Raw genomic sequence first — 25,868 nt, forward strand, 5'->3', positions numbered from 1 at the left:
CCAGGACAAGCAAAATGAAAGTGATCTGTACCTCGCCCTCGTTTGCCAAATATGACGCGCAGCCCATCGCCACGCTGAAGGCGCAGGGCTTTGAGCTGATAACGCTGCCCGCCGACGCGTCGCTGGACGCGCTGATGCCGCATCTGGCCAAGACGGTGGCGATGATCGTGGCCTTTACCGAGGTCGACGACGCGCTGCTGGCGCTGGCGCCGCAGCTGAAAATTGTCTGCAAGCACGGCGTCGGCGTGGACAACATCGATCTCGATGCGGCTAAGGCGCGCGGCGTGACCGTTACCAACGTGCCGGACGCCAACAAGCATGCCGTGGCGGACTTCGCCTTTGCGCTGATCCTCAACGCTGCCCGTCAGGTGACGCAGGCGGTGACGGAAACGCGCGCCGGGAACTGGCCGCGTATTTTCGCCACCGACGTCTATGGCAAAACGCTGGGCATTGTCGGCCTGGGCAATATCGGCAAGCAGGTCGCGCTGCGCGCCAGCGGCTTTAATATGCGCGTGCTGGCTTTTGACTACTATCCCGACGAGAAATTTGCCGCCGAACATAATATCCGGTTCGTCTCTCTGGATGAGCTGACCGAACAAAGCGACTTTATTACGCTGCACACGCCGCTGACCGCAGAGACGCACAGCCTGTTTGATGCCACGCGCATCCGCAGCATGAAGCAGTCCGCTTTTTTAATTAACGTCTCACGCGGCGGCGTGGTGAACGAAAACGATCTGTACCACGCGCTGGCCGACAACCTGATTGCTGGTGCCGCCGCAGACGTATTCGACCACGAGCCGCTGGAGCGCCATCCGCTGTTTTCACTGCCTAATTTTATGCCCACCTCGCATATTGCTGGCTATACCGACGGCGCTATCAGCGCCATCGGCGAGCGCTGCGTTCAGCAAATTATTCAGTGCGTTAAACAACAGCAGCGGCCGGTAAATGCCCTGTAGTCAAACGCGGGACGCCGTTTCCGTCCCGACTTAAAAAGCCGACCGTCGAGTCGGCCACTAACCTCTGACCGAGCCAGGACGATGAAAACTGCAAACCCAACCCGTATCCGCTGGTGGATCGCTGGCCTGATGTGGCTGGCTATCGCCATTAACTATATCGACCGCACCGTGCTGTCGGCCGCCGCGCCGCACCTGATCGACGAGCTGAAGCTCAGCCCCGAACTGATGGGCTTTATTATGGCGGCGTTCTTCTGGTCCTATTCGCTGTTGCAGATCCCGGCGGGCTGGTTTGCCGACCGCTTCGGACAGAAAAAAGGGCTGGGGCTGGCCGTTGCCTGGTGGTCCATCGCTACCTCCATGATGGGGCTGGCGACCGGCTTTAAATCGCTACTGGCGCTGCGCCTGGCGTTAGGCGTCGGCGAAGCGGCCGCCTATCCCAGCAATGCGGGCATTACGGCGCGCTGGTTCCCGGATAAAGAGCGCGCCACCGTCTCTGGTCTGTTCGACAGCGCCTCTAAATTCGGCGGCGCCGTGGCGATGCCGCTGATCGTCTGGATGATCTATCTGTTCGACTGGCGCCTGACCTTTCTGATTATCGGCGCGGTCGGGCTGCTGTGGGTGATCGCCTGGTATTTTATCTATGCGGAGAACCCGGAAGAGCACAAAGCTATCAGCGCTCAGGAAATCAGCCTGATCCGCGACGGCCAGGCCCGTAAGCACGGCGATAAAAACGTTCGCCCGATGAAGTGGTACAAGCTGCTGCGCTACCGCAACATCTGGGCCATGTGCATCGGTTTTTTCACCATCAACTACACCTCCTATTTCTTTATCACCTGGCTGCCCACTTATCTGGTGAAAGAGAAAGGCATGGATTTTATCAAGATGGGGATGATCGCCGCCCTGCCGCTGCTGTGCGGCATGATTATCGAAGTGGCAGCAGGCTGGGCTTCCGATCGGCTGGTGCATAAGAAGGTGCTGTCTCTGACCGCCACCCGCAAGCTTTTCCTGACTGTCGGCCTGCTGATGGCGCTCTGCATCGGCTTTGCGCCCTTTACCGATTCCGTGTTTATGACCGTGTTTCTGCTCTGCGTGGCGAAGTCCGGCACCACGGTAGCCGCCTCGCAGGTTTGGGCGCTGCCCGGCGACGTCGCGCCGAAAAACAGCGTCTCTATCGTGGCCGGCTTGCAGAACACCGTTTCCAATATGGGCGGCGCTATCGGGCCAATTGTGACCGGCGCTATCGTCGCCGCGACCGGATCTTTTACCTGGGCGCTGGTGTTCTCCGCCGCGCTGGTGATGATTGGCATCATTAACTACCTGTTTTTGATGGGTAAAGTTGAACCAATTAACGAAGAAGAGCACGCCTCGTCGCCCCAGGCGGTAGCGAGTCGGACATAATTTTCAGCCCGTGCGGCAGTATGCAGGCCGTACGGGGATCTACCTCCAGCGCTTTCGGCGCTTAACCCTACAAAGGCGTGAAAAGAGCCGCAAGGCCGCCGCGTCTGCTCATAGTGAGGCATCACAATGAAAGCGTTTTCTACTGAAGGCACGTTGATTATTATCTGTATGGTGGTCGCCTATATTTTATTTACCACCTGGCTGACTTACCGCTTAAGAAGTAAAAGCTCCGGCGACTTTATGGAAGGGTCGCGCGCTATGCCCGCTTTTATCGTGGGTATTATGCTGATGTCAGAATATATCGGCGCCAAATCCACCATCGGCACGGCGCAGGCCGCCTTTGAGGATGGTTTTGCCGCTTCCTGGTCGGTCATCGGCGCGGCAATTGGCTTTCCCATTTTCGGGCTGCTGCTGGTCAAGCGTATCTATAATACCGGCAAGATTACTATTTCCGGCGCGATAGCGGAAAAGTACGGCAGCACCACCAAGAATATTATCTCTATTATTATGATTTATGCGCTGCTGCTGGTGAACGTAGGGAATTACGTCAGCGGCGCGGCGGCTATTTCCACCGTATTAAAAGTTAATCTGCCCGTTGCGGCCTTTATTACCGCTATCGTCAGCACCTTCTATTTCGCCTTTGGCGGCATGAAAGGTATGGCGTGGGTCACCATGCTGCACAGCGCGCTGAAATATGTCGGCATCCTGATTATTCTTGGCGTGGCGCTGAAAATGACCGGCGGCATCACGCCGATGGTCGAGAAAATGCCGTCCTTTTACTGGACGTGGGACGGCCATGTCGGCGCCAGCACCATCGTCGCCTGGCTGATTGGCACCATCGGCTCGATCTTCTGCACCCAGTTTGTGATTCAGGCGATCTCTTCCACTAAAAGCCCGGCGGCGGCCAGACGCGCCACCTGGGTCGCCTTTTTCTTCTGCCTGCCTATCGGTATCGCTATCGCCATGATCGGCGTGGCGGCGAAATATCTGCACCCTGAGATCAACAGCCTCTATGCGCTGCCGGTGTTTTTGCAGGATATGAGCCCGTGGCTGGCCGGTATCGTCACCACGTCGCTGGTCGCGTCGATCTTCGTCAGCGTCGGCACCGTGGCGCTGGCTATCGCGTCGCTGATTGTAAAAGATTTCTATGTGCCGTACCGCAACCCCACGCCGGAGCGCGAATTCAAAATGACCCGCTGGCTGTCGCTGGCAATCGGCTTTGCGCCGCTGGTCTTTGTGCTGTTCGTGCCGGAAGTGCTTAAGCTTTCGTTCTTTACCCGCGCCATTCGCCTGTCGATTTCCGTGGTGGCGATCATCGCCTTCTATCTGCCGATGTTTAAAAGCGCGCGCGGCGCAAACTGGGGGCTGATTGGCGCCTGCGTAATGACCTCCGTCTGGTTTGTGCTGGGCGATCCTTTCGGCATCAACAACATGTATATCGCGCTGATTACGCCAGCGGTGATTATGGCTATCGACTATATGATCCCGAGCCGTCAGAGCGTGAAGAAAACCGACAACCGTATGCAAAAAAGTGGAGCCTGAGATGAGTGAAACCCTGACCGTAGAACGCAGCGGCCTTGTGCAGCCCGCGGATAACGCCTCGCGACTGCGCAGCGCCATGCTGCCCTCGCCCTGCCCGCAAAATCACGCGGCTAATCTGCTGCCTTTGCCGGATGGCGATCTGCTTTGCGTCTGGTTTGGCGGCACTCAAGAAGGCATTGCCGATATCTCCATCTGGTGCTCGCGGCTGGCGAAAAACAGCGAGCGCTGGAGCGAACCACAAAAACTTTCCGACGACAGCAGCCGTTCCGAGCAAAATCCGGTGCTGTTTTTAGCGCCCGACAACGTGCTGTGGCTGCTGTGGACGGCGCAGAAATCCGGCAATCAGGACACCGCCATCGTGCGTTTTCGTCAGTCGCAGGATTTCGGCAAAAGCTGGGGGCCGATCGCCACGCTGCTGGACAAGCCCGGCACCTTTATTCGTCAGCCGATTGTGGTGTTAGCCAACGGCAACTGGCTGCTGCCGGTGTTCTACTGCACCACGCGGTCCGGCGAAAAATGGGTCGGCAACGAGGATACCAGCGCGGTGAAAATCTCCGCTGACCACGGTAAAACCTGGCGCGACGTGGCGGTGCCGGAAAGCACCGGCTGCGTGCATATGAATATTACCCTGCTGAAAGATGGCTCGCTGCTGGCGCTGTTTCGCAGCCGCTGGGCGGATAATATTTACGCCAGCCGTTCCGTTGATAACGGCGAAAGCTGGTCGGCGCCGCAGCCGACGGAACTGCCGAATAATAATTCGTCAATCCAGGTCACGACGCTGACTAACGGCGATCTGGCGCTGGTATTTAACGCCATGAGCGCCGAGGGCGCCAGCGAGCGGCGTCTTTCCCTCTACGATGAAATTGAGGATGAGGAAGGCGATACGGCCGTTGCGCCCGTGACGCACGCCGGAAAAACGGCGTTCTGGGGGGCGCCGCGCGCGCCGATGACGCTGGCGATTTCAGCCGACGGCGGCCGCAGCTGGCCGTGGCAACGCAACCTCGACGAAGGCGACGGTTACTGCATGACCAATAACTCGCAGCAGAAGCTGAACCGCGAGTTCTCCTATCCCAGCATCAAACAGGGGCTGAATGGCGAACTGCATATTGCCTACACCTATTTCCGCCAGGCGATTAAATACGTCTGCGTGGACGAGGCCTGGGCTAAGGAGGCGCCATGATTACCGGTAATCTGTCGACGCTGAAAATGGCAACGCTGCCGCCCGTGCTTGCCGCGCTGCTTGCCAGGCCGGAACATCATCTGGCGGCGCTACAGGCGCGGGATGACGGCCGCATCCAGCCGGAAGGGGAAAGCTGGTTCTGCACGCTGAGTCCGACGCGCACCGCACCGGCGGCAACGCGGCATACCGAATTTCACCGGCAGTATCTGGATATTCAGATCCTGCTGGCGGGTGAAGAGATCGTCCACTTTTCCTGTGCCGATGCCCGTAACCAGCAGGCGGAAGAGCGCAAGCCGGATCTGTTTATCGTTGAGCGCCCCTGGCTGCCGCATTCGGTGCGTTTGCAGCCCGGCGATTTCGTGATTTTCTATCCTGGCGAAGCGCATCAGGCGCTTTGCGCGGTCGGCGAAGCGGCAGCGGTACGCAAGGCGGTATTTAAGATCCCGCTGGCGATGCTGGAGGCGCGCGCATGAGCCGTCACGCGTTAATCACGGGCGTCAGCTCCGGCATTGGCGCCGCCATCGCCGATAAGCTGTTGGAAGAAGGCTGGCGCGTAACCGGGCTAAGCCGCACGTTGGTAAAGCGCGACAGCGACGCTTTCGTCTCGCTTTCGGTGGATCTGTTTAACACCGCCGCGCTGAAGGGGGCGCTGGTTAGCGTGCCGCCGGTCGATGCGGTTATTCACGCCGCTGGCATGATGAAGGCCGCGCCGCTGGGCGATCTGGATGAGGAGACAAGCGAAAAGCTCTGGCAACTGCATATTCGGGTAGCAGAGGTGCTGGCGAATCAGCTGGCGCCGCAGCTACCCACGGGCGGGCGCATTGTACTGATCGGCAGCCGCACCTCAACCGGCGCGGCGGGACGCAGCCAGTATGTCAGTACCAAATCGGCGATGAAAGGCATGGTAAGAAGCTGGGCGGCGGAGCTGGCGCCGCGCGGCATTACCGCCAATATTGTCGCGCCGGGCGCAACGGCGACGCCGATGTTAAGCCAGCCCGGACGGGAAAGTTCGCCGCCGAAAATGCCGCCGATCGGGCGTTATATCCAGCCGGAAGAGGTCGCCGCGCTGGTCGGCTATCTGCTCTCCCCCGCCGCCGATGCTATCACCGGCCAGGAGCTGGTGATCTGCGGCGGCGGATCGCTGTAGCCGAGGTTTTAAGGGCAAGCAGCTGCCGCCAACGGCAGCTCCTTTGATCTCAGGAAATATGGCAACGGTCAGAAATGCTATAGTGCCTGCCTGTTTTTTATTCAGCATGGAAAGGAAAAAACATGGCGATCCTGAATATTCTGGATTTCGGTGCGGTACCTGACGGAACAACCTTATCAACCGGCGCGATACAAAGCGCCATCAACCAGGCGGCGGCGGGCGACCGCGTCCTTATCCCTGCCGGACGCTATCTTACCGGCTCGCTGTTTTTAAAAAGCGAGATGACGCTGGAACTGGCCGAAGGCGCGGTTTTGCTCGGCAGCCAGCGCCTGGAGGATTACCCTAAAATCGCCACCCGCGTTGCCGGTATTGATATGCTCTGGCCGGCGGGGATCGTTAATATCAACCGGTGTCAGGCGGTGAAAATCACGGGCGAGGGCACGATTGACGGCCAGGGCGCGGTCTGGTGGCATAAATTCTGGGGCGAGGATGAAAACGGCGGCATGCTGGCGGAATACAGTCGGCAGGGCTTGCGCTGGGTAGTGGATTACGAATGCGAGCGCCCGCGCAACGTGGTGGTTTACCAGAGCGAAGCGGTAGAGCTGAACGGTTTTCATTCACGCGAATCCGGCTTCTGGAATATTCATCTTTGCTATTCGCATCGGGTCTTTTTACAGGATCTGCGGGTGAGTAACGCGACCGGTCCCAGTACCGACGGCATTGATATCGATTCGTGCGAGCATGTTCGCGTGGAACGATGCGTGGTTTCCTGCAATGACGATAATATCTGCGTCAAATCGGGACGCGGCGCGGAAGCGCAGCGACTGGCAAAAACGACGAGCGATATTGTTATTCGCGACTGTGAACTGCATAAAGGCTCCGGCATTACGCTGGGCAGCGAAACGTCCGGCGGGATCGAAAATGTGCTGATTGAACATAACCGCTTTTTTGGCACCGGCGTCGGTTTTCGCATCAAATCTGCGCGTAATCGCGGCGGCTGGATCAGGAATATTACCGTGCGCCAGCTGCGGCTGGAAGACGTCAGCTATCCCTTTATGATGCAGCTTAACTGGTTTCCGCAGTACAGCTACGGCCAGCAGGTGGGTGAGGATAGCCCTCCGCACTGGCGCAAACTCAGCGAAGGCGTGGAAGGCGCGGCGGGACTCACGCAGGTAGAAAACATTGCCGTTTCTCACGTTACCAGCCGGTTAACCGCGCCGCACCATTTTTCTCGCGCATTTTTTATCGAAGGCGCAGAGGAACGTCCGATCGAACGGCTGCACTTCAGCCATATTACCTTGCAGGCGCAGGAGTTCGGCAAAATCGCTGGCGTGAATAAGCTGAGCTTTGAACAGGTTAGCGTGAATGCCCCCGCCGTCACGCTGGAAAAAAACGACGCTTACGAACGGTAAACCTGATGGGGATGCACATCATCCCCGTATCTTATCCGGCCTGCTGCAATAATTCTCGGGCGCACCGGATTTGCGTTGCTGCCGCAAAAACTTAACGGCAAAACGTGCGCCTGCCCTGCATCCCTCAGCCTGTCTATTGCTCGACCTTTTGGGCGGCAACGCTTTGCCGGACGTTGCGCCTGGCTATCCATGAGGTAAATAACGGGGTAAGGATGGCCGTGGTGATCACAGAAGCGGCAATCAGCGGCGTAGCGGCGGAAGCCACGTGCAGAAGAGAAGGATCGGCTTGCGCAATCGCCAGCGGGGTGGCAACCGCGTTCCCCGCCGTACTGGAGGCCGCGGCGCCTGCTATTCCCGTTCCGCCAACGAGGCGATCGATACGAACGTTAAAAAAGCCGCCGAAAAAAGTAGTCAACAGGCCCAACGCGACGCCAGCCAGGCCGCCTTCAATCAGCATCGCCAGATCGATCCCCGTGCCCAGCGCAAAAGCGAAGAAGGGGATCAGCAGCGGCCCGCCAGCGGTAAGAAACTGCCGCATATCGGCATCAAGATTCCCCAGCATCATGCCGACCAGTAGCGGCACGATCACGGCAACCAGCGCCATCAGCGGGACGGAAGCCATACCGGCCGCGCCCAACGCAATCAGCGTGAAAAAGGGGCCATCGCTTAACGTCATCAGCGGGATCGCGCCGATATCACTTTCGCTGCCGAACTCCCCAACCAGCGCCGCATAGAGGCCGCCGTTGGCATTGCTCATCGCGGCAATAATCGCTACGCTGCTCAGCCCCCAAACGCCTTCCGCCCCCATGAACTTATCGACAGCAAACCCAAGCGCCACCGCGACGAGCAGCTTAACCAGCGTAATGCTGCCGCCCTGAAGAATGGCGCGAGGCGCCGCGCCAAAACCGATGCCGGCCCCCATGCAGATTAGAAAAGCGCCAATAAGCGGCGCGGCGCCCTGTTTAAACAAGGCCGTGGTGAAGCCGCCGATTTCCAGCAGCTGTGGCGCGAAGGTATTGAGGGTGGTTCCGGCAACCAGCGGCACGACCATCATGCCGCCGGGAATTTTCTCAATCATCCTTTTCAGTTTCATCAGCATCCTGCCTCGTTTTAAGGTTATCCCCCGTTTGATTCTAATGAATCAAAAGTGAATAAAAACGATCACGATCGCAGATAAAAGCATCCAGATTGATTAAAAAATGTCAAAGAAGGCGGATCAACGCCCCTGAAGAAAACCGCGATAGGCGGCAATCACCGCCAGAAAATCCTCGACGCCGCAGAAGCACAGGCTCTCTTCATCGTAGTAGCTCATGCCCTCTTCCATCTCGTCGCCTTCAATACTGAGCAGATTGGCGCGCACGATCACCTCTTCTTCATCCAGCCAGATCGTATATTCGCGGCCCACGCGCTGCCACTGGCGCTCGCTGCCTTTCACTTCGGCGACGGCGGCCTCTACCTCATCCAGCAGCGCTAAATTGTCCGCTGCCTCTTCATTAAACCAGTGGCCGATAGCTTCATGCCCCATCGACATGCGTACTTTTACCGTGCCGGTAACGTCGCGTAAAAATTCATATTCCATACTGCTTTCCTCTGACCTTACCGGGCTGCGGCCTCAATCTGCCGCCTGCGCCGGCCCGCTCCTGTGAACGGGTTAACCTTTCTATTATCGCAGCATAAGGGCCAAAGAAAAGGAAAGAGAGAAGAAATGAAACAACGATCTCGCAAAAACGGCAGACGTATGATCAACCGCTCGGGCGGCTCTGTCCGGGAACGTAAGATAAACTCGCTATAATGCATATACACTAAACTTCGGGCCGTTCGGCATACAGAAAAGGGCTAAAAACATTGGATTAATTAGCTTCAGTAAAGTAGATCGAGCTGCGAAGGTGGAGAAAGCACCACCAGCTTGCCTGAATTTTCTTTTCGGAAAACGATTTCATATCTGGCATGGCCTATTCCCATAACGTCATTATCCAGATCGGTATAGGCCACTCTGACGGCTTTGTTTTTAGCCCATGCGGGTAAAGCGGTTATCTGGTAGGTAAAATCAACGGTCACCGTGCCATCGTTATGATGATTGAGATCGGTTATCTTACTAACCTTAAAATTACCGTAGCAAAAGTCACCGGACTGGTTGAAAGCTTTTTGGCCGTATGTGGTCAACCGCCAGTCTATTTTTCCGCCTGTAGTTTTTTTAGTAATCAGACCAGCCTCTTTTAACGCCTCCATTTTTGCATTTATCCAGCTATAGCCCTGCGTATTTGTAACGGCTGGCCAGGTTTTCTCGCCAAGACAAAGTGGCGGCTGGTTATCTAATGCCTGCTGTATCGCCGCTTTATAGTTATTATCATTCACGCCAGCGTTACCGGCATGACAAGATACAGTAAATAACGCTGCCGCCAGCATGATAATTGCTTTCATTTAAACTCATCCATATTAATATTTTTAAGCGCGTCGTCCACGTCGTTGAATTTTTCTTTGGTGATGTAGCTTCCCGCCAGGCTCCATTGAAACGCAGGGATGCCCGGATCGTTTTCCCCTTCCGTCATAACATAGCGATTTATCCTGACCAGGCCTGAGTTCAATACGTCGCTGCCATCATTATCAGTAGCGAATTTTTCAGCGCTAACTAAAGAATATCCGTTGTGGTAAACGAGCAATCTGTAATCATATATTTTAACGCCAGAGGCAGAAAGCCTGATATCGGCCCATGTAAAACCGCTGGCCTGCGGGCAGGGAACGCTGTTGTAACCACCCTGCTTATTTTTTATAAAAATATTCATCGTCTGGCTGGGATGAGACGTGTTATTGTCATAATCCGCGATAAACAAAATATCTTTCAGACCATCGGCATTGATATCAATAACGTTCTGCCCGCTGTGTAAAGAGACGTATTCAGCCTGAGCGCTGGCAAATCCCGAAAAGAGCAGACCCATCAGTAAAAATTTATTTTTCACTGACGGCATTCCTGACCAGGCGAAAACCGATATCAGACATGACGAATTTTGCACTATGCGAGTCACAGCTTGCCAGGGAAGCAGAATGGGCAATATAGCTTCCTCCGCAAAAATAGTGCATGGCAATGCCTGCCGTCTCGCTTTTATCGTTTATCCATTCATAGACGTTACCGCTCATATCATAAATATCCGCATCATTTGGTTTTAACGAACTTACTTTGGCCGTGCCAAATTGCTGACTGTTAAACGGTGGATACCAGGCGACGCTGTCGGCTCTGTCACTGCCAGAAAAACGATTGCCATAGCGACCTTTGGCTACTGCTTTTTCTCCGCCTCGCGCGGCTACCTGCCATTCATTAATATCAGGTAAGCGATAACCGTCTGCGTGGCTGTCCTCATGCAGGTTGTCAGTCTCTTCAACATTATAGACAATAGCGCCTTTGTTCGTCAGATAGACGGGCTGCAAATGCTGTAACACGCTTAACGCATTGGCAAAGACAACGGCATCGCCCCATTCGATATTAGTTACCGGATGCTTTCCCTGTTCGTAATCAGGCTCGCGACAATCTTCATAAATAGCGCCATTGCAGCCGGGGTTAAACAAATAGTTATTATTCTGCCCCCACGCATAGATCTGTTGATAAAGCGCGTAGCTAACCTCGGTTTGCATGATGTAAAAGCTTTTTATTTTTGCATTGGCATGCTGTGCATAGTCGTGTTTGCCAAAAACGTCGCCTACGTAATAATCACCGCCCTTTATTAAAACTTCAGAGATATCGGGTTGAGCAAAAACCTTATAAGAAAAGAAGCATAGAAAGATGATGAGATTTCTTGCCAGGATGTTCATTGAGCCTCGACATATCAGAAGATAGTTACAGGATGTTTTTAAAATCAGTATAGGGACATTCCCACAATAACCGAACTGGTCTTTAAAAGGAAGGTTATGCGCTTACCTGCCCTTCCTGAAAAATAATGAGACGCTGTATCATTTTTTTTGCGTAGTGATTTATCATGCGCTAATTTATAAACAGGCAATGCGTGGTTTGTCGGCATAAGTCAGCTTTAGTTTTCAGCCCACATCTATATTATCTTTTCTTGTTGGACTGCGCTTTTATCCGACGTTATTTTTCCTGAGCGTTTGCCGCTACACTATTTTCCTTTTTAAATGGACGGCAAGGTAGCGGCTTATCTGAAGGGGCACAGAAATGTCTCCTGGCGTTCACTTTTGCCATAGGAGGGTAAGAGTGGTGCTTAGGGATAAAAATGGCGGATGCGTATCATTCCCTGATTTTAAACTGCCTGTACGGCAGTGAACACTGAGCGCTTTAAAAGCTGCGTAACCGAAATTTTCTAAGCTGCCTGTGCGGCAGTGAACAGCTTCTAGACGCTGGCATCCTGAAGGCAGTATTTCTAAGCTGCCTGTGCGGCAGTGAACTGAGATGTGGACTGATGATGGGGCGCAGTTCTTTTCTAAGCTGCCTGTGCGGCAGTGAACATTAATTGTATGCCTGATCGCTGCCGGAATAGTTTCTAAGCTGCCTGTGCGGCAGTGAACACTGTCTCCCTGCGCCTGCTCTTCTCGATATGATTTTCTAAGCTGCCTGTGCGGCAGTGAACCGTCCCGTTGCTCAAAAAAATGTCTTCCGAGCTTTCTAAGCTGCCTGTGCGGCAGTGAACGCTACTGCGCGATGAACAGCGTATCGATGCCGTTTCTAAGCTGCCTGTGCGGCAGTGAACCTCGACGTGGAGCAGTGTCAGGCGCTGAGCCTTTTCTAAACTGCCTGTGCGGCAGTGAACCCACGGCGCAGATTGGCGATCTGCTGGGCTATTTTCTAAGCTGCCTGTGCGGCAGTGAACTACGCCTTACGCTCTGAACCGTCCCTATTTTTTTTCTAAGCTGCCTGTGCGGCAGTGAACGATGCGAGGGCGGGCTGGGTATTTCTCTCGCTTTTCTAAGCTGCCTGTGCGGCAGTGAACCCGCACTGCCTGCTGCATTTTCAACCGCGTTATTTCTAAGCTGCCTGTGCGGCAGTGAACGATAATGCGCTGCGTTCCTTGCGGATCCTGCTTTTCTAAGCTGCCTGTGCGGCAGTGAACTCTCACAAGATCAAGGCTGGCTGTGGTTGCATTTTCTAAGCTGCCTGTGCGGCAGTGAACAGTAACGCTTTCAGTTTAACATCATGTATTGCAGGGAAAATTGACCTATCTCGGGTAAAAACCCTTTTTTAGCCCTTCATTAAAACCACTTAAAATCAATAGATTAAATAACCACTCTAAAAAAGGGTTTCAAAGGACCTGCCTGATTCCTTCATACGATCCTCTGATTTGCGCCCATAAAAAATCCGGGACTGAAAACAGCCCCGGACTTTTATTTACCGCGAAAGCGCTATTCGGCTCTGAATAACGCTTATCGAGGATTTAAACCGCCGTCTGGAAAATCACGCCGTCGGCTTTCTCCGTATACTGGCTCAGCTGATCGAAGTTCAGATAGCGATAGGTATCCACCGCCGTCTTATCAACCTGCGCCATAAACTGCTGATATTCGTCCGGCGTTGGCAGTTTGCCCAACAGCGAAGCAACCGCAGCCAGCTCTGCTGAAGCCAGATAAACGTTCGCGCCGGTGCCCAGGCGGTTCGGGAAGTTACGGGTTGAGGTGGAAACCACCGTCGCACCGTCCGCCACGCGTGCCTGGTTACCCATGCACAGTGAACAGCCAGGGATTTCGATACGCGCGCCGCTCTTGCCAAAGACGCTGTAGTAACCCTCTTCCGTCAGCTGTGCCGCATCCATCTTGGTTGGCGGAGCCACCCACAGGCGCGTCGGCAGCTGGCCTTTATGGCTGTCCAGCAGCTTACCGGCGGCACGGAAGTGACCGATGTTGGTCATACAGGAACCGATAAAGACCTCGTCAATCTTCTCGCCCTGCACGTCCGACAGCAGACGAGCATCATCCGGATCGTTTGGCGCGCACAGGATTGGCTCTTTGATTTCAGCCAGATCGATTTCGATAACCGCCGCGTATTCCGCATCCGCATCGCCTTCCAGCAGCTGCGGATCCGCCAGCCATTTTTCCATTCCCTGAATACGACGTTCCAGCGTGCGGCGATCGCCGTAGCCTTCCGCAATCATCCACTTCAGCAGCACGATATTGGAGTTGAGGTATTCAATAATAGGATCTTTGCCCAGCTTGATCGTACAGCCAGCCGCAGAACGCTCGGCGGACGCATCGGACAGCTCAAACGCCTGTTCGACTTTCAGATCCGGCAGGCCTTCGATTTCCAGGATGCGGCCGGAGAAGATGTTTTTCTTGCCCTTCTTCTCAACGGTCAGCAGGCCCTGCTTGATGGCATACAGCGGAATGGCGTGAACCAAATCGCGCAGCGTAATGCCCGGCTCCATTTTGCCCTTGAAGCGCACCAGCACGGACTCTGGCATATCCAGAGGCATCACGCCGGTTGCCGCCGCAAACGCCACCAGCCCGGAACCGGCCGGGAAAGAGATGCCGATTGGGAAACGGGTGTGCGAATCGCCGCCTGTTCCTACGGTATCCGGCAGCAGCATACGGTTCAGCCAGCTGTGGATAATGCCGTCGCCCGGACGCAGCGATACGCCGCCACGGTTCATAATAAAGTCCGGCAGCGTGTGGTGCGTAGAGACGTCAACCGGCTTAGGATAGGCTGCCGTGTGGCAGAAAGACTGCATCACCAGATCGGCAGAGAAGCCCAGGCAGGCCAGGTCTTTCAGCTCGTCACGGGTCATTGGGCCGGTGGTGTCCTGCGAACCCACGGAAGTCATTTTTGGTTCGCAGTATGCGCCCGGACGCACGCCTTCCGTACCACAGGCGCGGCCAACCATTTTCTGCGCCAGCGAGTAGCCGCGCGTGCTTGCCGCCACGTCTTTCGCCTGACGGAACACGTCGCTTTGCGGCAGGCCCAGCGCTTCACGAGCTTTAGTCGTCAGACCGCGACCGATGATCAGCGGGATACGACCACCCGCACGAACTTCATCGAGTAGAACGTCAGTTTTCAGCGCAAAGTTAGCTAACACTTCGCCCGTCTCGTGGTTACGGACTTCGCCTTTATAAGGATAGATGTCGATAACATCGCCCATATGCAGGTTTTGCACATCCACTTCAATTGGCAGCGCGCCAGCATCTTCCATCGTGTTGAAGAAGATTGGCGCAATGTTGTTACCCAGCACCACGCCGCCGCCTTTTTTGTTCGGCACGTAAGGGATGTCGTCGCCCATAAACCACAGCACCGAGTTGGTGGCGGATTTACGGGAAGAACCGGTGCCGACTACGTCGCCGACATAAGCCAGCGGGAAGCCTTTGGCCTGAAGCGCCTCGATCTGTTTGATCGGGCCAACGGCACCAGGCTGATCCGGCTCGATGCCTTCGCGGGCATTCTTCAACATCGCCAGCGCGTGCAGAGGGATATCCGGGCGTGACCAGGCATCAGGTGCAGGAGAAAGATCGTCGGTATTGGTTTCGCCGGTGACCTTGAACACGGTGACGGTGATTTTTTCCGCCAGCTCCGGACGGGAAAGATACCATTCGGCATCCGCCCATGATTGCAGGATCTGTTTTGCGTGTGGGTTGCCGGCTTTGGCTTTCTCTTCTACATCGTAGAAGCTGTCGAACATCAGCAGCGTGTGGGACAAGGCTTTAGCGGCAATCGGCGCCAGCTTTTCGTCATCCAGCGCGTCAATCAGCGGATGGATGTTGTAGCCGCCCTGCATGGTGCCCAGCAGTTCAATCGCTTTTTCAGGAGTAACCAGAGGAGAGGTCGCTTCGCCTTTGGCGACAGCAGCCAGGAATCCGGCTTTTACATAGGCCGCTTCGTCAACGCCCGGCGGAACCCGATTAATCAACAGATCGGACAGGAATTCTTCTTCACCCGCTGGCGGGTTTTTCAGCAGTTCAACCAGCGCGGCCATTTGGGAAGCATCTAATGGTTTAGGAACGATCCCTTCGGCAGCACGCTCGGCAACGTGCTTACGGTATTCTTCTAGCACGACGTTCTCCTCGCTCACAGTGTAATGACCGGGCGCCTTCAGGCTTATCGCAAATGCTTTGCGCTCTTTTCTGTAGGGTAAGGTGCCCGGTTTCGCGAGGGCCAGCATAGCAGGATTTTGATGCGGTGTTAATCTGTTTACAAAAAAGCAACATCATTAACAGAGTGGATCAGGCACGGATTACTCGACCGGAAAGGCCTTTTAAGCGGCTTGCGGGGACGGCAACTGCACCGTGTTGCCTGGTTATCCGCACTTTTTGTATTGCGAGCGTGGCGGTGGATTAACTAGCCGTTATAGCGGTTTAGTAGGTGCCAGAGATTAGGGCGTGATGTTAATTGAGGCTGCCGAGCTGCCTGTGCGGCAGTGAACACCCCAGCTGCGTGTATTCCCGCTGCGGATACTTTCTAAGCTGCCTGTGCGGCAGTGAGCGAGCCGAGCATCATTGTGCTGGGCGACGTTGATTTCTAAGCTGCCTGTGCGGCAGTGAACGATATGACGATTCTAACTGTGCATCATCACCGTTTCTAAGCTGCCTGTGCGGCAGTGAACGGCAGAACCGTAACCGCGTGAGCGACCAGGCCTTTCTAAGCTGCCTGTGCGGCAGTGAACGCCTCCGTTTTAAAAAAAGGATTCTCCCTGGTTTTCTAAGCTGCCTGTGCGGCAGTGAACTCCGAGAACTGCCGTACAGCTCCTGCGTCAACTTTCTAAGCTGCCTGTGCGGCAGTGAACACGGAAAAATACCTTCGGGAACAAGTTACGCATTTCTAAGCTGCCTGTGCGGCAGTGAACCCGAACTTTGCGCCGCCGCCCCTTTGCCCGGCTTTCTAAGCTGCCTGTGCGGCAGTGAACAGTTAGCTTTGACCACTTAACTGTTGAAAAAAAAAATAAATCATCCACTTTTTTCAAAAATACCCTTTTTTCAGCTTGATGAAATAACCATTTAATTTCAATGAGTTATAAACACCATCAAAAAAAAGGTATCAACAGTTAAAACCAGGGGACGGTTGCTACAGCACTCAGGCCATAGCTGCTAAAAGTCCCTTCTGTCGGTTTTTCTCTTAGCGGCCCGTGCTCAAAAAAGAGCAACCATGAATGCCCGTTCGAGCGGCTTTTCATTGATAAAAATGGCAGCCTGCCTCTTTTTTCACTCAGCACGCTAATCTGCTGTTGCGCCTGTTCCTGGGTAAGCCAGCCCTTTTTCACTGAACGCCGCCGTAGTCTTTCCGCGTTACTTTTATACTGTACCCGACGTACGGTACGGTATCGGCAACCTTCGGGTACAGGACGCACCGATTTGCAAAAAATGTACTCCTTGAGGTTGTCATACCAGTCGGTTGCAGCAAGCTTTGTCAGATCGTCTTGCGAGCCATGTAGTCGTAACCGGTTTCCCGGTGTCAGGCCTACCGCTGGAAAACTGATCCCGATACGGCCTTCGCCAACATGGAACAATTTAAGATGCAGCTGAGCAAAAAGCGCCGCCATCAGCACCTGATCCGCTATCTCCGGATCGGGCAGAATAAGGATATCCTGATAATAATTCATACCTCCCCCTACTCGCTTTTCTCACCAAAGACGCCGCCGCGGATCAAGGTGGCAATAACATAGTGCTGCTGCTCTACCGCAGGCGCCTCGCCTTTGGTTACCCAGTTATCAAGCAGCGTATAAAAGTCCATCTTCTGTTTAGGCTGGCGATAAGCCAGGCCTCGACTGGTCACGGATCCATAGGGTTCTACCGCGATCGGCCCCATGTCTGGATCTTCCGCGTGTGGGTACCAGGTATCAATCGTACGTAATGCGTTGCCAATTTTTTGAGAATGCATAGCTGCCGTGCCATCAACCTGGTACAGCAGCTTGCTTTTCTTACTGTTGCTGTCCAGCACCAGTTCCTGAGAAGGATAAACTTCCTGACCGTTGCCTAAGCGGACAAAAGCCTCCACGTTTAACAAAACAAATGACTTTCCGGCCAGACCTTCACTGATAGCATCTGCCAGCTCCGCCAGATCGCCGTTCGGCTGAGTAAAGCTTCGCATGTTGTAACTATGAGCATTAAATACCCAGTTTTTTTCGCCCTGTTTTACGTGAACCTCTATCGACTCTGCACCGATTCGGTTACGCCACAGAAAACGACCATTGGCGATATTTTCGGCATAGCGTGCGGCCAGCTCGTTAAAGCCATGCTGCTCTACGTAACCATTGATGACTTTAGTCAGTTCAGCCTGATAAGCCTGATCGTTACAAACCGAAGGTGTAGCCAGATCGCCAAGAATACGCAGCGTAAAAACGACTTTTAGCGTGTCGGTATCCGCTGGCAGTGCAGCAACATCCACACGTTGAAGGTTGGCCTTTTGAATTTCTGCATCCAGCTTTAGCGGATCGCTGGCCAGCGCATTTTTCAGGCGGTTGGAAATAGTGCCACGTACCGCTTTTTCCTTGATGACTACAGGCTGCCACGGTTCTTTTTGCTGCCATTTTCCGGCAAACATCATGCCATCAGAGTTCGCTAATTTTTTTTCAAATGCTAATACGGAGGCGGTTTTCAAAGTTGCTTTAGCCATTTTCAATTTCCTTATCAGTTATTCGTCGTTAAATTCATCTTCAACATCGTCGTAAATCGTCTGGCTTACAGCCTGACTGCTGCGGCAAAGGTAGTGCCCGTTTTCATATGCATGGCGCCATATCAGCTCATCGAGGCGGGTAATCCGATGCAGGCTGCGCCACTCTCCCACGCCGTATACGGATTCGGCGAAGCAGAAAGGCGTGTCGTTATCACGTGAATTGGCGACCTGACCAGGTGCCAATACGGGCGAAATAGCGCGGTAGCCTGTCATTAACGGCACCAAAAAACCGCTGGCCGGTTTGGGTTGATACTCCCAGCGAGCTTTGTCTCCTGGCTGCGGATCTTCGGTTTCCGCTACGGCGCGCATCTTCAGGCTGGCAAAGTCAAGCCAGGCATCCAGCATGTCCGCCGTCGGGTTGCTCTGCTGAAGCTGAGAAAAATGCTCCGCCAGTAACGACGAGCGATCCAACAGCGCAAAACCAGGCAATAAACGACGCAGAATTTTACGCGTTGTCTGTTCCTCTTCCGGCCAGCCAATAACGTCAACCCGTTCAAGCTGTACAATGTTGCCGCCAGCCAGCCGCTGTACCTGGCAGAGCTGTTCAAGATACCGTGCCAACTCGGCCGCGCCATGTTCACCGCCCGCAATACTGCCTTCGCACTGCAACAACAGCGAGACGGTCAGATGCATACGGCCTTCTTCGTTAAAAGAAGCTGTTTTCGCCTCTTTGGTTAACGGATTGCGCGTCAGAGCAAATACGTGGTCATAACCAGAAGAGTGCGCATGAACTTGCTGCTGATGGCAAATGACGCCGCAGCCGCTCAGGCTTATCCCATGGCTTTTCTCCAGTTTGCGCGACAAAGCGTGAGTAAATCCCAGGAAATGAGTTATGGCGGGAAAACCCCAGGTGAATCCGGCGACGGCATTGGCATTTTCCACACGCAAACGGCGCAAAATAATCAGGTGGCTCATAGCAGCTCCTCTTTTAAGTCCTGTTCCATTTCACGCAGGCGTTTTTTAAATAGTGCTGCCGTTGAAAAATAGCGCCGTTCCACTTCGCCCATATTCAGAGGATTAACGCTAAGCTGACGGCTCAGCCAGTAGCCGAAATCTCGCGCGACCTCTTTTTGCCAGTCGCCCGCTTCCCGCTCAAAACGAAAATGTTCGTCAGCTTTACTGCGCAAAGGATCAAGCCATAGCTGCTGCGATCGTTTTAGCTCACAGTTTGTATCTTTACTCCAGTTGGCGAATTCAGGCTGCTGAATACCGGTTACGTAGTTAAATAAGATATCGATAATTTCATCGACATAGCTCAGGCGCTGCTGGCGAATTTCCTCATTATTTTGTTTCGTATAGCTGCTTAATAGATGGCGCTTAAGGCCCGCCACGCTTGCACGTGCTAACCAGGCAAATTCACTGCGGAAATGAAAAATGGTTTTATGTTGCAGAGGTGGTTTATTAATGGATTGCCAGACCGGCGCGGCGCTGGATAAGAGCCGGACTCTGCCGCCGCGAGCACTGTTGAGGTAAGAAATATTTTGCTTATTGGTGCCGCCAAACTTTTGCACGGCAGTTTGAAGATAAGTGGTTCTGGACTGGCTATGCCAGGTTCCGGCTTTAACGGTGGCGTTGATCTCTTTGGCCTCTTCGCTAAAACGCGATGCAGTAAGATGTTCATGTAACACATGAGCTAATGAGGTAGCAAATAATGGGCTGATAAGGTGGTACTGGCCGTCGCCGATTGGGAAGTAGATTTGCTTTGCCAGCTTGTGCGAGGCGGGATTAGCACTGGCTAGTACCTGATTAAAGCCAGAAACCCACTCTGCTAACTGCTGCTCATTTTCTGCCAGCTCAGCCAGTGCGGAAGTATCATCACGGAGCAGGCTGGCAATCAGCGAATCGCCCTGATATTCAGTTTGCAGCAGTTTGGCAACGTCCAGCGCGGCTGCGTTCCCAACCGCGTCCAGCTCAGGATTTTTTAATGAGGCGGAAGAAAGATAATCAGGGCTTCCCACACCAAGGGCTTGATAAACACTACTGCCTTTAGCGTCGCTATGGGTAAATTTAAGCGCATGAGTTATTAAGCTAATTTGACTTGCACGTATTGCCGCATCGCTTAGCCAATTGCGTACTTCATACTTTTCATCCAGCTCTGCGTACTGGCGCGCATAATCATTTTTGATGGCTGCCTGCTCTGCCGCTAACTGTACGCCAGCCAGCGCTTTTACCTCTTCTTTTTCCAGCGCTTCGCGCTTTGGCTGTTTGCGCTCGGCTATATATTGAATAATAAATGATGTAAGTCCTTTTTCTGGCATCCTTTGCCTCCCTTTGAGAAATTACTCACGTACAAATACAAGGAACCTGAAGAATTAAAATCACCTTCCGAAACATAACTATAAAAAACAATAAGTTTACACCTCATAAAAAATGCTACCAATCTAATAACCCAGCAGCATCAATGCCATTACCAGAAGAAAGTCACCCCACAACTTTGCTTTATTACCTCCTAATCTATTGTATAAAAATATTCGTAAAAAACAGACGCATTCATTAGTAACATTGTACTGAATGATAGTAAAATTATTACGTTAACTTTAAGACTGAAACGTTTCTTTTTATTTAGATCTAGCGCAGGATTTGGCCTCCAAACAAAAAAATCATTTTAAATATATTTTGCATAACAAACCTAAAGCACTATCATTTCTGAACTACCGCACAGACAGCTTAGAAAGAAGTCATAAGCGGGATTTATTGGAGCGTGCTATTCACTGTCGCACTGGCAGCTTAGAAAAGCTGGCGATCCAGGTCATCGTGGCTCATAAAGTTCACTGCCGTACAGGCAGCTTAGAAATAATCAATTGTCACCTGTAACGATACCCTTCTTTCCTGCCGTACAGGCAGCGGCGCACTCAGTCGAGTGCGCCAAACACGCCCAATAACGGGTGAAAATGCCATGCCTCTTCTTTTTTATCTAACCGTATCTCGCCAAACCTTTCGCTCACCTCCACCAGCTCCATACCCAACTCGTCGGCCAGTCTCGTATAAATCTGCTGATAGTCCGGCGCTATCCATATCGCCACGCCCTCTGCCAGTTCCGGTATTGCCACATATTCCATCGCGCTGGCTTTCCGCCCGACGATACCGTCATCCGGCTGCCAGAAACGCCCTGCATCGCCCTCTTCCTTCATCAGCAGATAGTGCAGCTCATCCGGTGATGATTGCCGAAAAGGACGTCGCTTTTGCATTTCACCACACCAGCTGACGGGCTTACGCCACCACAGCGCCGCGCAATATTTTTCCGGCTCGCGCTTTCTTCCCAACAGTTCTGTACGCAGCCTGGCGTGCTCCAAATCATCAAAATGCGTAAAAGGCCCGTGCGTTTGCATATTGTCAGGCTCCTGCACGCGTGGTCTGGCATCAATCACAAAATTTTCTTTCTCGCGTAATAAATCGTGCAGATCGTGACTGGTATACTGAAACTCGCCATCTTCAAATCCGGGACGGTTATAGGCGGCTTTATCCGGGAAGCGCAAGGCCCGATAATTTTTACGCAGTAAACAGATATTAGGTTCTGCAGGCACCCACTGCCGATGGCGCTGTACCCGGCCCGCCAGCTGGATAAGCGCACGCATTGAACTGGGTTCCGCAATGGCCCAGTCAAAATCAAAATCTCTTCCGACTTCAATGACGGGGCTGGCCAGTACCACAAACAGATGATCCCGCGCTGCGCTGTTTTCCAGCGCCTGCTTAATTTCTGCAACCTGCCACAGCGCCTGCTCATCGTGACGCGTCAATGTCACTTCCAGTCGGTTTTCTATATAAGATCGCATCGCTAAGGGATGCCTGCTGTGATAGATGCAGTAGTGGATTTGCGTATTTTCCGGTGCAGGCATAGTCAGCAAACGCTGCGCCACCGCTACCAACGGATCGATATTCGCCATGCGAATAACACCCAGCGATATGCGCTTTCCGCTGGGTTTATGCTGCTGATGATGTACAGAATGAAGCTGCTGCATGGCAGCATAAAACGTTGTTGCCAGCGCCGCCAGCACATCGTTTTCTGTACGACTCTCTGGCGTAACATCTACCAGCGAGCCTTTTCTGAGCGCTTTAGCATGTTGTAACTTAATAACCCGCTTCGCTACAAAAGCATCATGCTGCTGCCGGAAGTCCCTTCCTGAATCAATGTCCTGATGCAAAGCTTCATATTCATCGAACCACGCACAGCAAACCGCTGGAGTAACCTCTGTACGACCGGCGTTTTTATGCCATTCGGCGCGCCCACAGCGATAGGCGTTAAACAGCGCCAGCACCAGCGCGGGCGGCAACGTGGCGGAAGAGAGCAGCACGCGTGAGCCAAGCATTCCGGCCCAGTTCACCAGTCGGCAGAGCGCCGACAGATCGTTGATATCAAAATCGTCCGGCTCGTCCAGCACTAAATCAGCCGTAAGCAGCCTTAACATCGGCGCAATCTGCCTGCCGCCCTGCAACCCTTCCGTTGCGGGAATTAGATAATCAATCGTACTAACCAGCACCGGCGCGCTTAATAGCTTGTGCAGTTTACCCTTATTTTGCAGCCAGCGGCTGAGCCGCCCATCATCCAGACTGCCGTCATAACGAACATATTGATGCTCATGAAAAAACGCCCCAGCAGACTGGCTTCCGGCATCCGCTTCCTCTTCATCATTGGCGCTGTAAAGCTGATGCAAATCTTTTACTGCCTGCGAGCCAACCATCACCGCCAGATCGTCCTCGGCAAGCCGCAGCCTTTCACGCAACGCGTCGCCTGTTTGCAGCGTCAGCGTACGTAACCCTAATGCGACAGAGAAACGACATCCCAACTTTTCGTCGCTTAATGCATACATTATTCGGGCATTGGCGAATGTTTTTCCGCAACCGGTAGAAGCCATATTCACGCCGAAAAATCCCTGGCTTTCGGTTTGTTCACGTAGTGAGGCCGCAAGGTCAAACACGCGATCCTGCCATCTGTACTTTGTGTCTGTCGCCCGCTCGCGAAAGGTTTTATGCCGCGTTATCGCCGGAAGGGTTTTACGTAGATGAGGCAGACTGGTTCCCAGCAATAATGCATTATGTGCAACGGCAAGATTGTGTTCATCCAGCTTTTGTCTGCCCACGCGCGGCTTCCCGGTATTGGCAAACAGCGAATAGTCAGCATCCTGCCAGCCAGACGTGGCGGGCAAAGCAGAGTAATGATGATCGGCAAGCATCAACACCAACCGTGCCATATGACAGGTAAAGGCCTGATCCAGCCGGGCAAAACGCAGCAGCGAAGGCTGGGTAAGCGCACGACGACCCATTTTTTGCGCTTTAGCGCGCCAGGTACGGCTTTGGATTGGCGTTCCCTGCGAAAAAAGCCACTGCGCCTTTAACTCTTTGTCCTGCCACTCATATTTCAAATGATTCAGCGCGTTCCAAATCGGTTCCAGCTGATGCGTCAACCAGCCATCCGCCTCCGCGAGCTGCGGTGGATTACTGCGTCCTGAAGGATAAGTCGGTAACCGGTGATGCGACAGGATAAGCCAGGCTACCGTTGCGGCGACGGGCGGCAGCGTCGCAAAGGGATTAAGGGGGGCCGGATCCTGTATCACTCTGGCCAGCATTTCCGCTTCGTCATTAGCGTCAACAGCGGCTAACGCCTGTAGCCATTGCGAGTCATTACGCTCCCCTACCCAGGCACAAAAAAGCCGTAACGATATCCATTCATGACGATAAGGCTGGAAGTTTTTCCCCTCGCCAAACAGGTTTTGCTGAAAAAGCCGGTTTGCTTTGCCAAAATCATGAAACAGCCCGGCAATAGCGGCTATCAGCCCAATAGCCTGAGCGCTTTGCCATTGATTTTCATCCTGACTTTTCAGCACGTCGCGCTCTGTCGAATGCGTGGGTGCACTACCATCGCGATTAAAGCGTCGCAGGTTGCCGATAATCCATAGCAGCTCGGTCTGGCCAGAAGTTTTAATCCAGTGACAGGCAATAGCACTGTTTCGCCTGGCGGTTTTACGCAGCAGCTTCCGTAGCGTATTAAGCCCTTCCAGCGTGATGGCCGTCTGCCAGGTTCTTTCTCCTTTACGCTCGGCAAATTGATCGATGATGCGTCTGGTTTCTACTAAAGCGCGCTTGCTGCACTGAGAGATAAGTAAGATATTCATCAGACCGCCCGGCCAAAGTATTCAGCAGTTGATTGCAAAGTTTCGATCATCACATCCAGCGCATCGGCTTTTTGCAAACCGCTAATACAGCGCTGGCGAAATTCCTGCTCGTCTTCTCCGGCCATTGCGGAAATAAATGCCTGCGGCAAAATCAGCGCGTCTTTAATAATATCGGCCACATCAAAAACAAGACCGCCGCGTCGTGTTTTGCCATGCATGACCGCCAAGCCATGCGGTAGTCCTGTTACCCAACAGGCCGTAGCGGCAAGTCCGTAGGCCAGATAGTTGCCGTGATCCAGAAAACGATTAGCGATATCAGCGCCGCCGCCGCGTTTTGCACGAGTAAACTCGCCGTATTTCGTCGCCTCGGCGGCCAGCTTATAAAGCGCCTTTGTCAGTACCGCTTCCTGCGCCAGCAAATATTGCACGCTGGTACAGGTAATCAGGCTTTTTTCATAACGTTCCAATAAGGTTTGAAGAACGGGCTGCTGAATAACAAATTTTTCCTGTCTGCTCAGTCGCTCGCTAAGCCAGTGTTTTTGGATTTGTTTAATACGCTCTCGCTGAAAAGCTATTGCCGCCGCTAACCTTTTCTCGTCATCAAACCAGAAGTTCACCCAATGTTGCAGATATTCCGTAGGTCGATATTCACTCTGCGATGTCAGCCAGGAAACGGCGGCCTCAGCTTCATTAGCGGCATACAGCGGCGTGCCGTTGCCGCCACAAAAACCGACCAGTACGCCCGCTCTGGCGAATTCACGCATAGCGGCCTGGGTAACAGAAGTGCCGGTGCCAAGCATAATTACCGTGGTATTTGCGATGGGGATATTCCAGTAAAGCGAACGCTTGCCTTCATCTGTCACATATTCTACGCGTCCGCCGTTGACCAACACGCGGCAATACTGCAGGTAATAGATGTTGCTGCGTTTTGAATGAAGAATAGTTTTTAAATCGGAGGGTTTTAAGTGTTCCATACGCATTCCTTGCGTCAGCCTGGCCGTTGATTTCCATCAGGCAAGCAGTGTATTAAATCATCAGAAAAGGTAATGAGAGGTCAGTAGGGTTTTAGCGACAAGTTTAAGGATGGGAATAGCAGTATGGGGATATTTTTGGGCTGCCTGTACGGCAGTGAACCACCAGCCGCGCAACCAGCATCACTTCTTGGTCTTCTAAGCTGCCTGTACGGCAGTGAACTTTATTTAATTCAGATGCGGCAAGTTCGTTAGTGTTTCTAAGCTGCCTGTACGGCAGTGAACGGGAAAGCGAAGCGGTTATAGCGTGCGTATTGTTTCTAAGCTGCCTGTACGGCAGTGAACTCAGACAGATAAGAGCAGTCGGATCGTTTATATTTCTAAGCTGCCTGTACAGCAGTGAACATTGATCGGCGTATTGGTGGTTATCTGGTTCTTTTCTAAGCTGCCTGTACGGCAGTGAACGGCTGATTTCTCTAATGATGAGGGGTTGAGTTTTTCTAAGCTGCCTGTACGGCAGTGAACTTATTTCACTCCCACGCGTACCGAGTAGCGTCTTTCTAA

Annotated in this window: 19 protein-coding genes and 3 CRISPR repeat arrays (1 of these 22 only partly in view); of the genes, 7 read left to right on the top strand and 12 right to left on the bottom strand. The window is 53.3% G+C overall.

Features of this window, described 5'->3' with window-relative positions; genetic code table 11:
• Positions 1-14: 14 nt before the first annotated feature.
• From ACMGEE_RS14785 to ACMGEE_RS14815, 7 genes are all read left to right on the top strand, one after another.
• Positions 15-956 carry a phosphoglycerate dehydrogenase gene (locus ACMGEE_RS14785; protein ID WP_253455244.1) on the top strand — a complete coding sequence of 314 codons (942 nt, stop codon included), beginning with the start codon at positions 15-17 and terminating at the stop codon, positions 954-956.
• Between the two features lie 81 nt (positions 957-1,037).
• Positions 1,038-2,354, top strand: a complete 1,317-nt coding sequence (locus tag ACMGEE_RS14790; protein ID WP_253455245.1) for an MFS transporter — start codon at positions 1,038-1,040, stop codon at positions 2,352-2,354.
• A 126-nt stretch (positions 2,355-2,480) separates the two neighbouring features.
• Entirely contained in the window at positions 2,481-3,896 is a 1,416-nt protein-coding gene (locus ACMGEE_RS14795; protein ID WP_253455246.1) for a sodium:solute symporter family protein, read from the top strand.
• Between the two features lies 1 nt (position 3,897).
• The gene (locus tag ACMGEE_RS14800; protein ID WP_436830273.1) at positions 3,898-5,076 is read left to right on the top strand and encodes a sialidase family protein; all 1,179 of its coding nucleotides are present in this window, start codon (positions 3,898-3,900) and stop codon (positions 5,074-5,076) included.
• Positions 5,073-5,549, top strand: a complete 477-nt coding sequence (locus ACMGEE_RS14805; protein WP_436830274.1) for a NanQ anomerase/TabA/YiaL family protein — start codon at positions 5,073-5,075, stop codon at positions 5,547-5,549. Before ACMGEE_RS14800 ends, ACMGEE_RS14805 begins: the two co-directional genes overlap by 4 nt.
• Positions 5,546-6,223, top strand: a complete 678-nt coding sequence (locus ACMGEE_RS14810) for an SDR family NAD(P)-dependent oxidoreductase (protein ID WP_436830275.1) — start codon at positions 5,546-5,548, stop codon at positions 6,221-6,223. Before ACMGEE_RS14805 ends, ACMGEE_RS14810 begins: the two co-directional genes overlap by 4 nt.
• Before the next feature lie 122 nt (positions 6,224-6,345).
• Complete coding sequence (locus tag ACMGEE_RS14815; protein ID WP_436830276.1) at positions 6,346-7,635, top strand: glycoside hydrolase family 28 protein; 1,290 nt, start codon at positions 6,346-6,348, stop codon at positions 7,633-7,635.
• A 133-nt stretch (positions 7,636-7,768) separates the two neighbouring features.
• On the opposite strand, the gene ACMGEE_RS14820 is transcribed toward ACMGEE_RS14815, so the two are convergent.
• The 12 genes from ACMGEE_RS14820 to cas1f all read right to left on the bottom strand — a co-directional run bounded on the left by ACMGEE_RS14820 (position 7,769) and on the right by cas1f (position 25,307).
• Entirely contained in the window at positions 7,769-8,728 is a 960-nt protein-coding gene (locus ACMGEE_RS14820) for a 2-keto-3-deoxygluconate permease (protein WP_253455251.1), read from the bottom strand.
• Between the two features lie 123 nt (positions 8,729-8,851).
• On the bottom strand, positions 8,852-9,214 hold the full coding sequence (gene yacL / locus ACMGEE_RS14825; RefSeq protein WP_369895511.1) for a protein YacL: 363 nt from the start codon (positions 9,212-9,214) through the stop codon (positions 8,852-8,854).
• A 281-nt stretch (positions 9,215-9,495) separates the two neighbouring features.
• Entirely contained in the window at positions 9,496-10,056 is a 561-nt protein-coding gene (locus ACMGEE_RS14830; RefSeq protein ID WP_436830277.1) for an SEN1982 family lipoprotein, read from the bottom strand.
• Positions 10,053-10,592, bottom strand: coding sequence for a carbapenem self-resistance protein CarG family protein (locus tag ACMGEE_RS14835; protein ID WP_436830278.1), 540 nt, complete (start codon positions 10,590-10,592; stop codon positions 10,053-10,055). The genes ACMGEE_RS14830 and ACMGEE_RS14835 overlap by 4 nt, the downstream gene beginning before the upstream one ends.
• On the bottom strand, positions 10,582-11,439 hold the full coding sequence (locus ACMGEE_RS14840) for an SUMF1/EgtB/PvdO family nonheme iron enzyme (protein WP_436830279.1): 858 nt from the start codon (positions 11,437-11,439) through the stop codon (positions 10,582-10,584). The genes ACMGEE_RS14835 and ACMGEE_RS14840 overlap by 11 nt, the downstream gene beginning before the upstream one ends.
• A gap of 440 nt (positions 11,440-11,879) precedes the next feature.
• A CRISPR array of direct repeats spans positions 11,880-12,749; the repeat unit is 28 nt; unit sequence TTTCTAAGCTGCCTGTGCGGCAGTGAAC.
• A 261-nt stretch (positions 12,750-13,010) separates the two neighbouring features.
• Entirely contained in the window at positions 13,011-15,608 is a 2,598-nt protein-coding gene (gene acnB / locus ACMGEE_RS14845) for a bifunctional aconitate hydratase 2/2-methylisocitrate dehydratase (protein ID WP_253455256.1), read from the bottom strand.
• Between the two features lie 341 nt (positions 15,609-15,949).
• A CRISPR array of direct repeats spans positions 15,950-16,457; the repeat unit is 28 nt; unit sequence TTTCTAAGCTGCCTGTGCGGCAGTGAAC.
• Between the two features lie 138 nt (positions 16,458-16,595).
• On the bottom strand, positions 16,596-17,150 hold the full coding sequence (gene cas6f, locus ACMGEE_RS14850) for a type I-F CRISPR-associated endoribonuclease Cas6/Csy4 (protein ID WP_301251430.1): 555 nt from the start codon (positions 17,148-17,150) through the stop codon (positions 16,596-16,598).
• 8 nt (positions 17,151-17,158) lie between these two features.
• Entirely contained in the window at positions 17,159-18,163 is a 1,005-nt protein-coding gene (gene csy3 / locus ACMGEE_RS14855; protein ID WP_436830314.1) for a type I-F CRISPR-associated protein Csy3, read from the bottom strand.
• Between the two features lie 18 nt (positions 18,164-18,181).
• A complete protein-coding gene (gene csy2, locus ACMGEE_RS14860) occupies positions 18,182-19,138 on the bottom strand; it encodes a type I-F CRISPR-associated protein Csy2 (RefSeq protein ID WP_436830280.1) in 957 nt (318 codons plus the stop codon).
• Entirely contained in the window at positions 19,135-20,481 is a 1,347-nt protein-coding gene (csy1, locus tag ACMGEE_RS14865) for a type I-F CRISPR-associated protein Csy1 (protein WP_436830281.1), read from the bottom strand. Before csy1 ends, csy2 begins: the two co-directional genes overlap by 4 nt.
• A gap of 594 nt (positions 20,482-21,075) precedes the next feature.
• Positions 21,076-24,333, bottom strand: coding sequence for a type I-F CRISPR-associated helicase Cas3f (cas3f, locus tag ACMGEE_RS14870; protein ID WP_436830282.1), 3,258 nt, complete (start codon positions 24,331-24,333; stop codon positions 21,076-21,078).
• Positions 24,333-25,307, bottom strand: a complete 975-nt coding sequence (cas1f, locus tag ACMGEE_RS14875; protein WP_436830283.1) for a type I-F CRISPR-associated endonuclease Cas1f — start codon at positions 25,305-25,307, stop codon at positions 24,333-24,335. The genes cas3f and cas1f overlap by 1 nt, the downstream gene beginning before the upstream one ends.
• Before the next feature lie 132 nt (positions 25,308-25,439).
• A CRISPR array of direct repeats spans positions 25,440-25,868; the repeat unit is 28 nt; unit sequence TTTCTAAGCTGCCTGTACGGCAGTGAAC (it continues 141 nt past the right edge of the window).

It is taken from the genome of Erwinia artemisiae, assembly GCF_051400835.1.
Classification (GTDB): Bacteria; Pseudomonadota; Gammaproteobacteria; order Enterobacterales; family Enterobacteriaceae; genus Erwinia; species Erwinia aeris.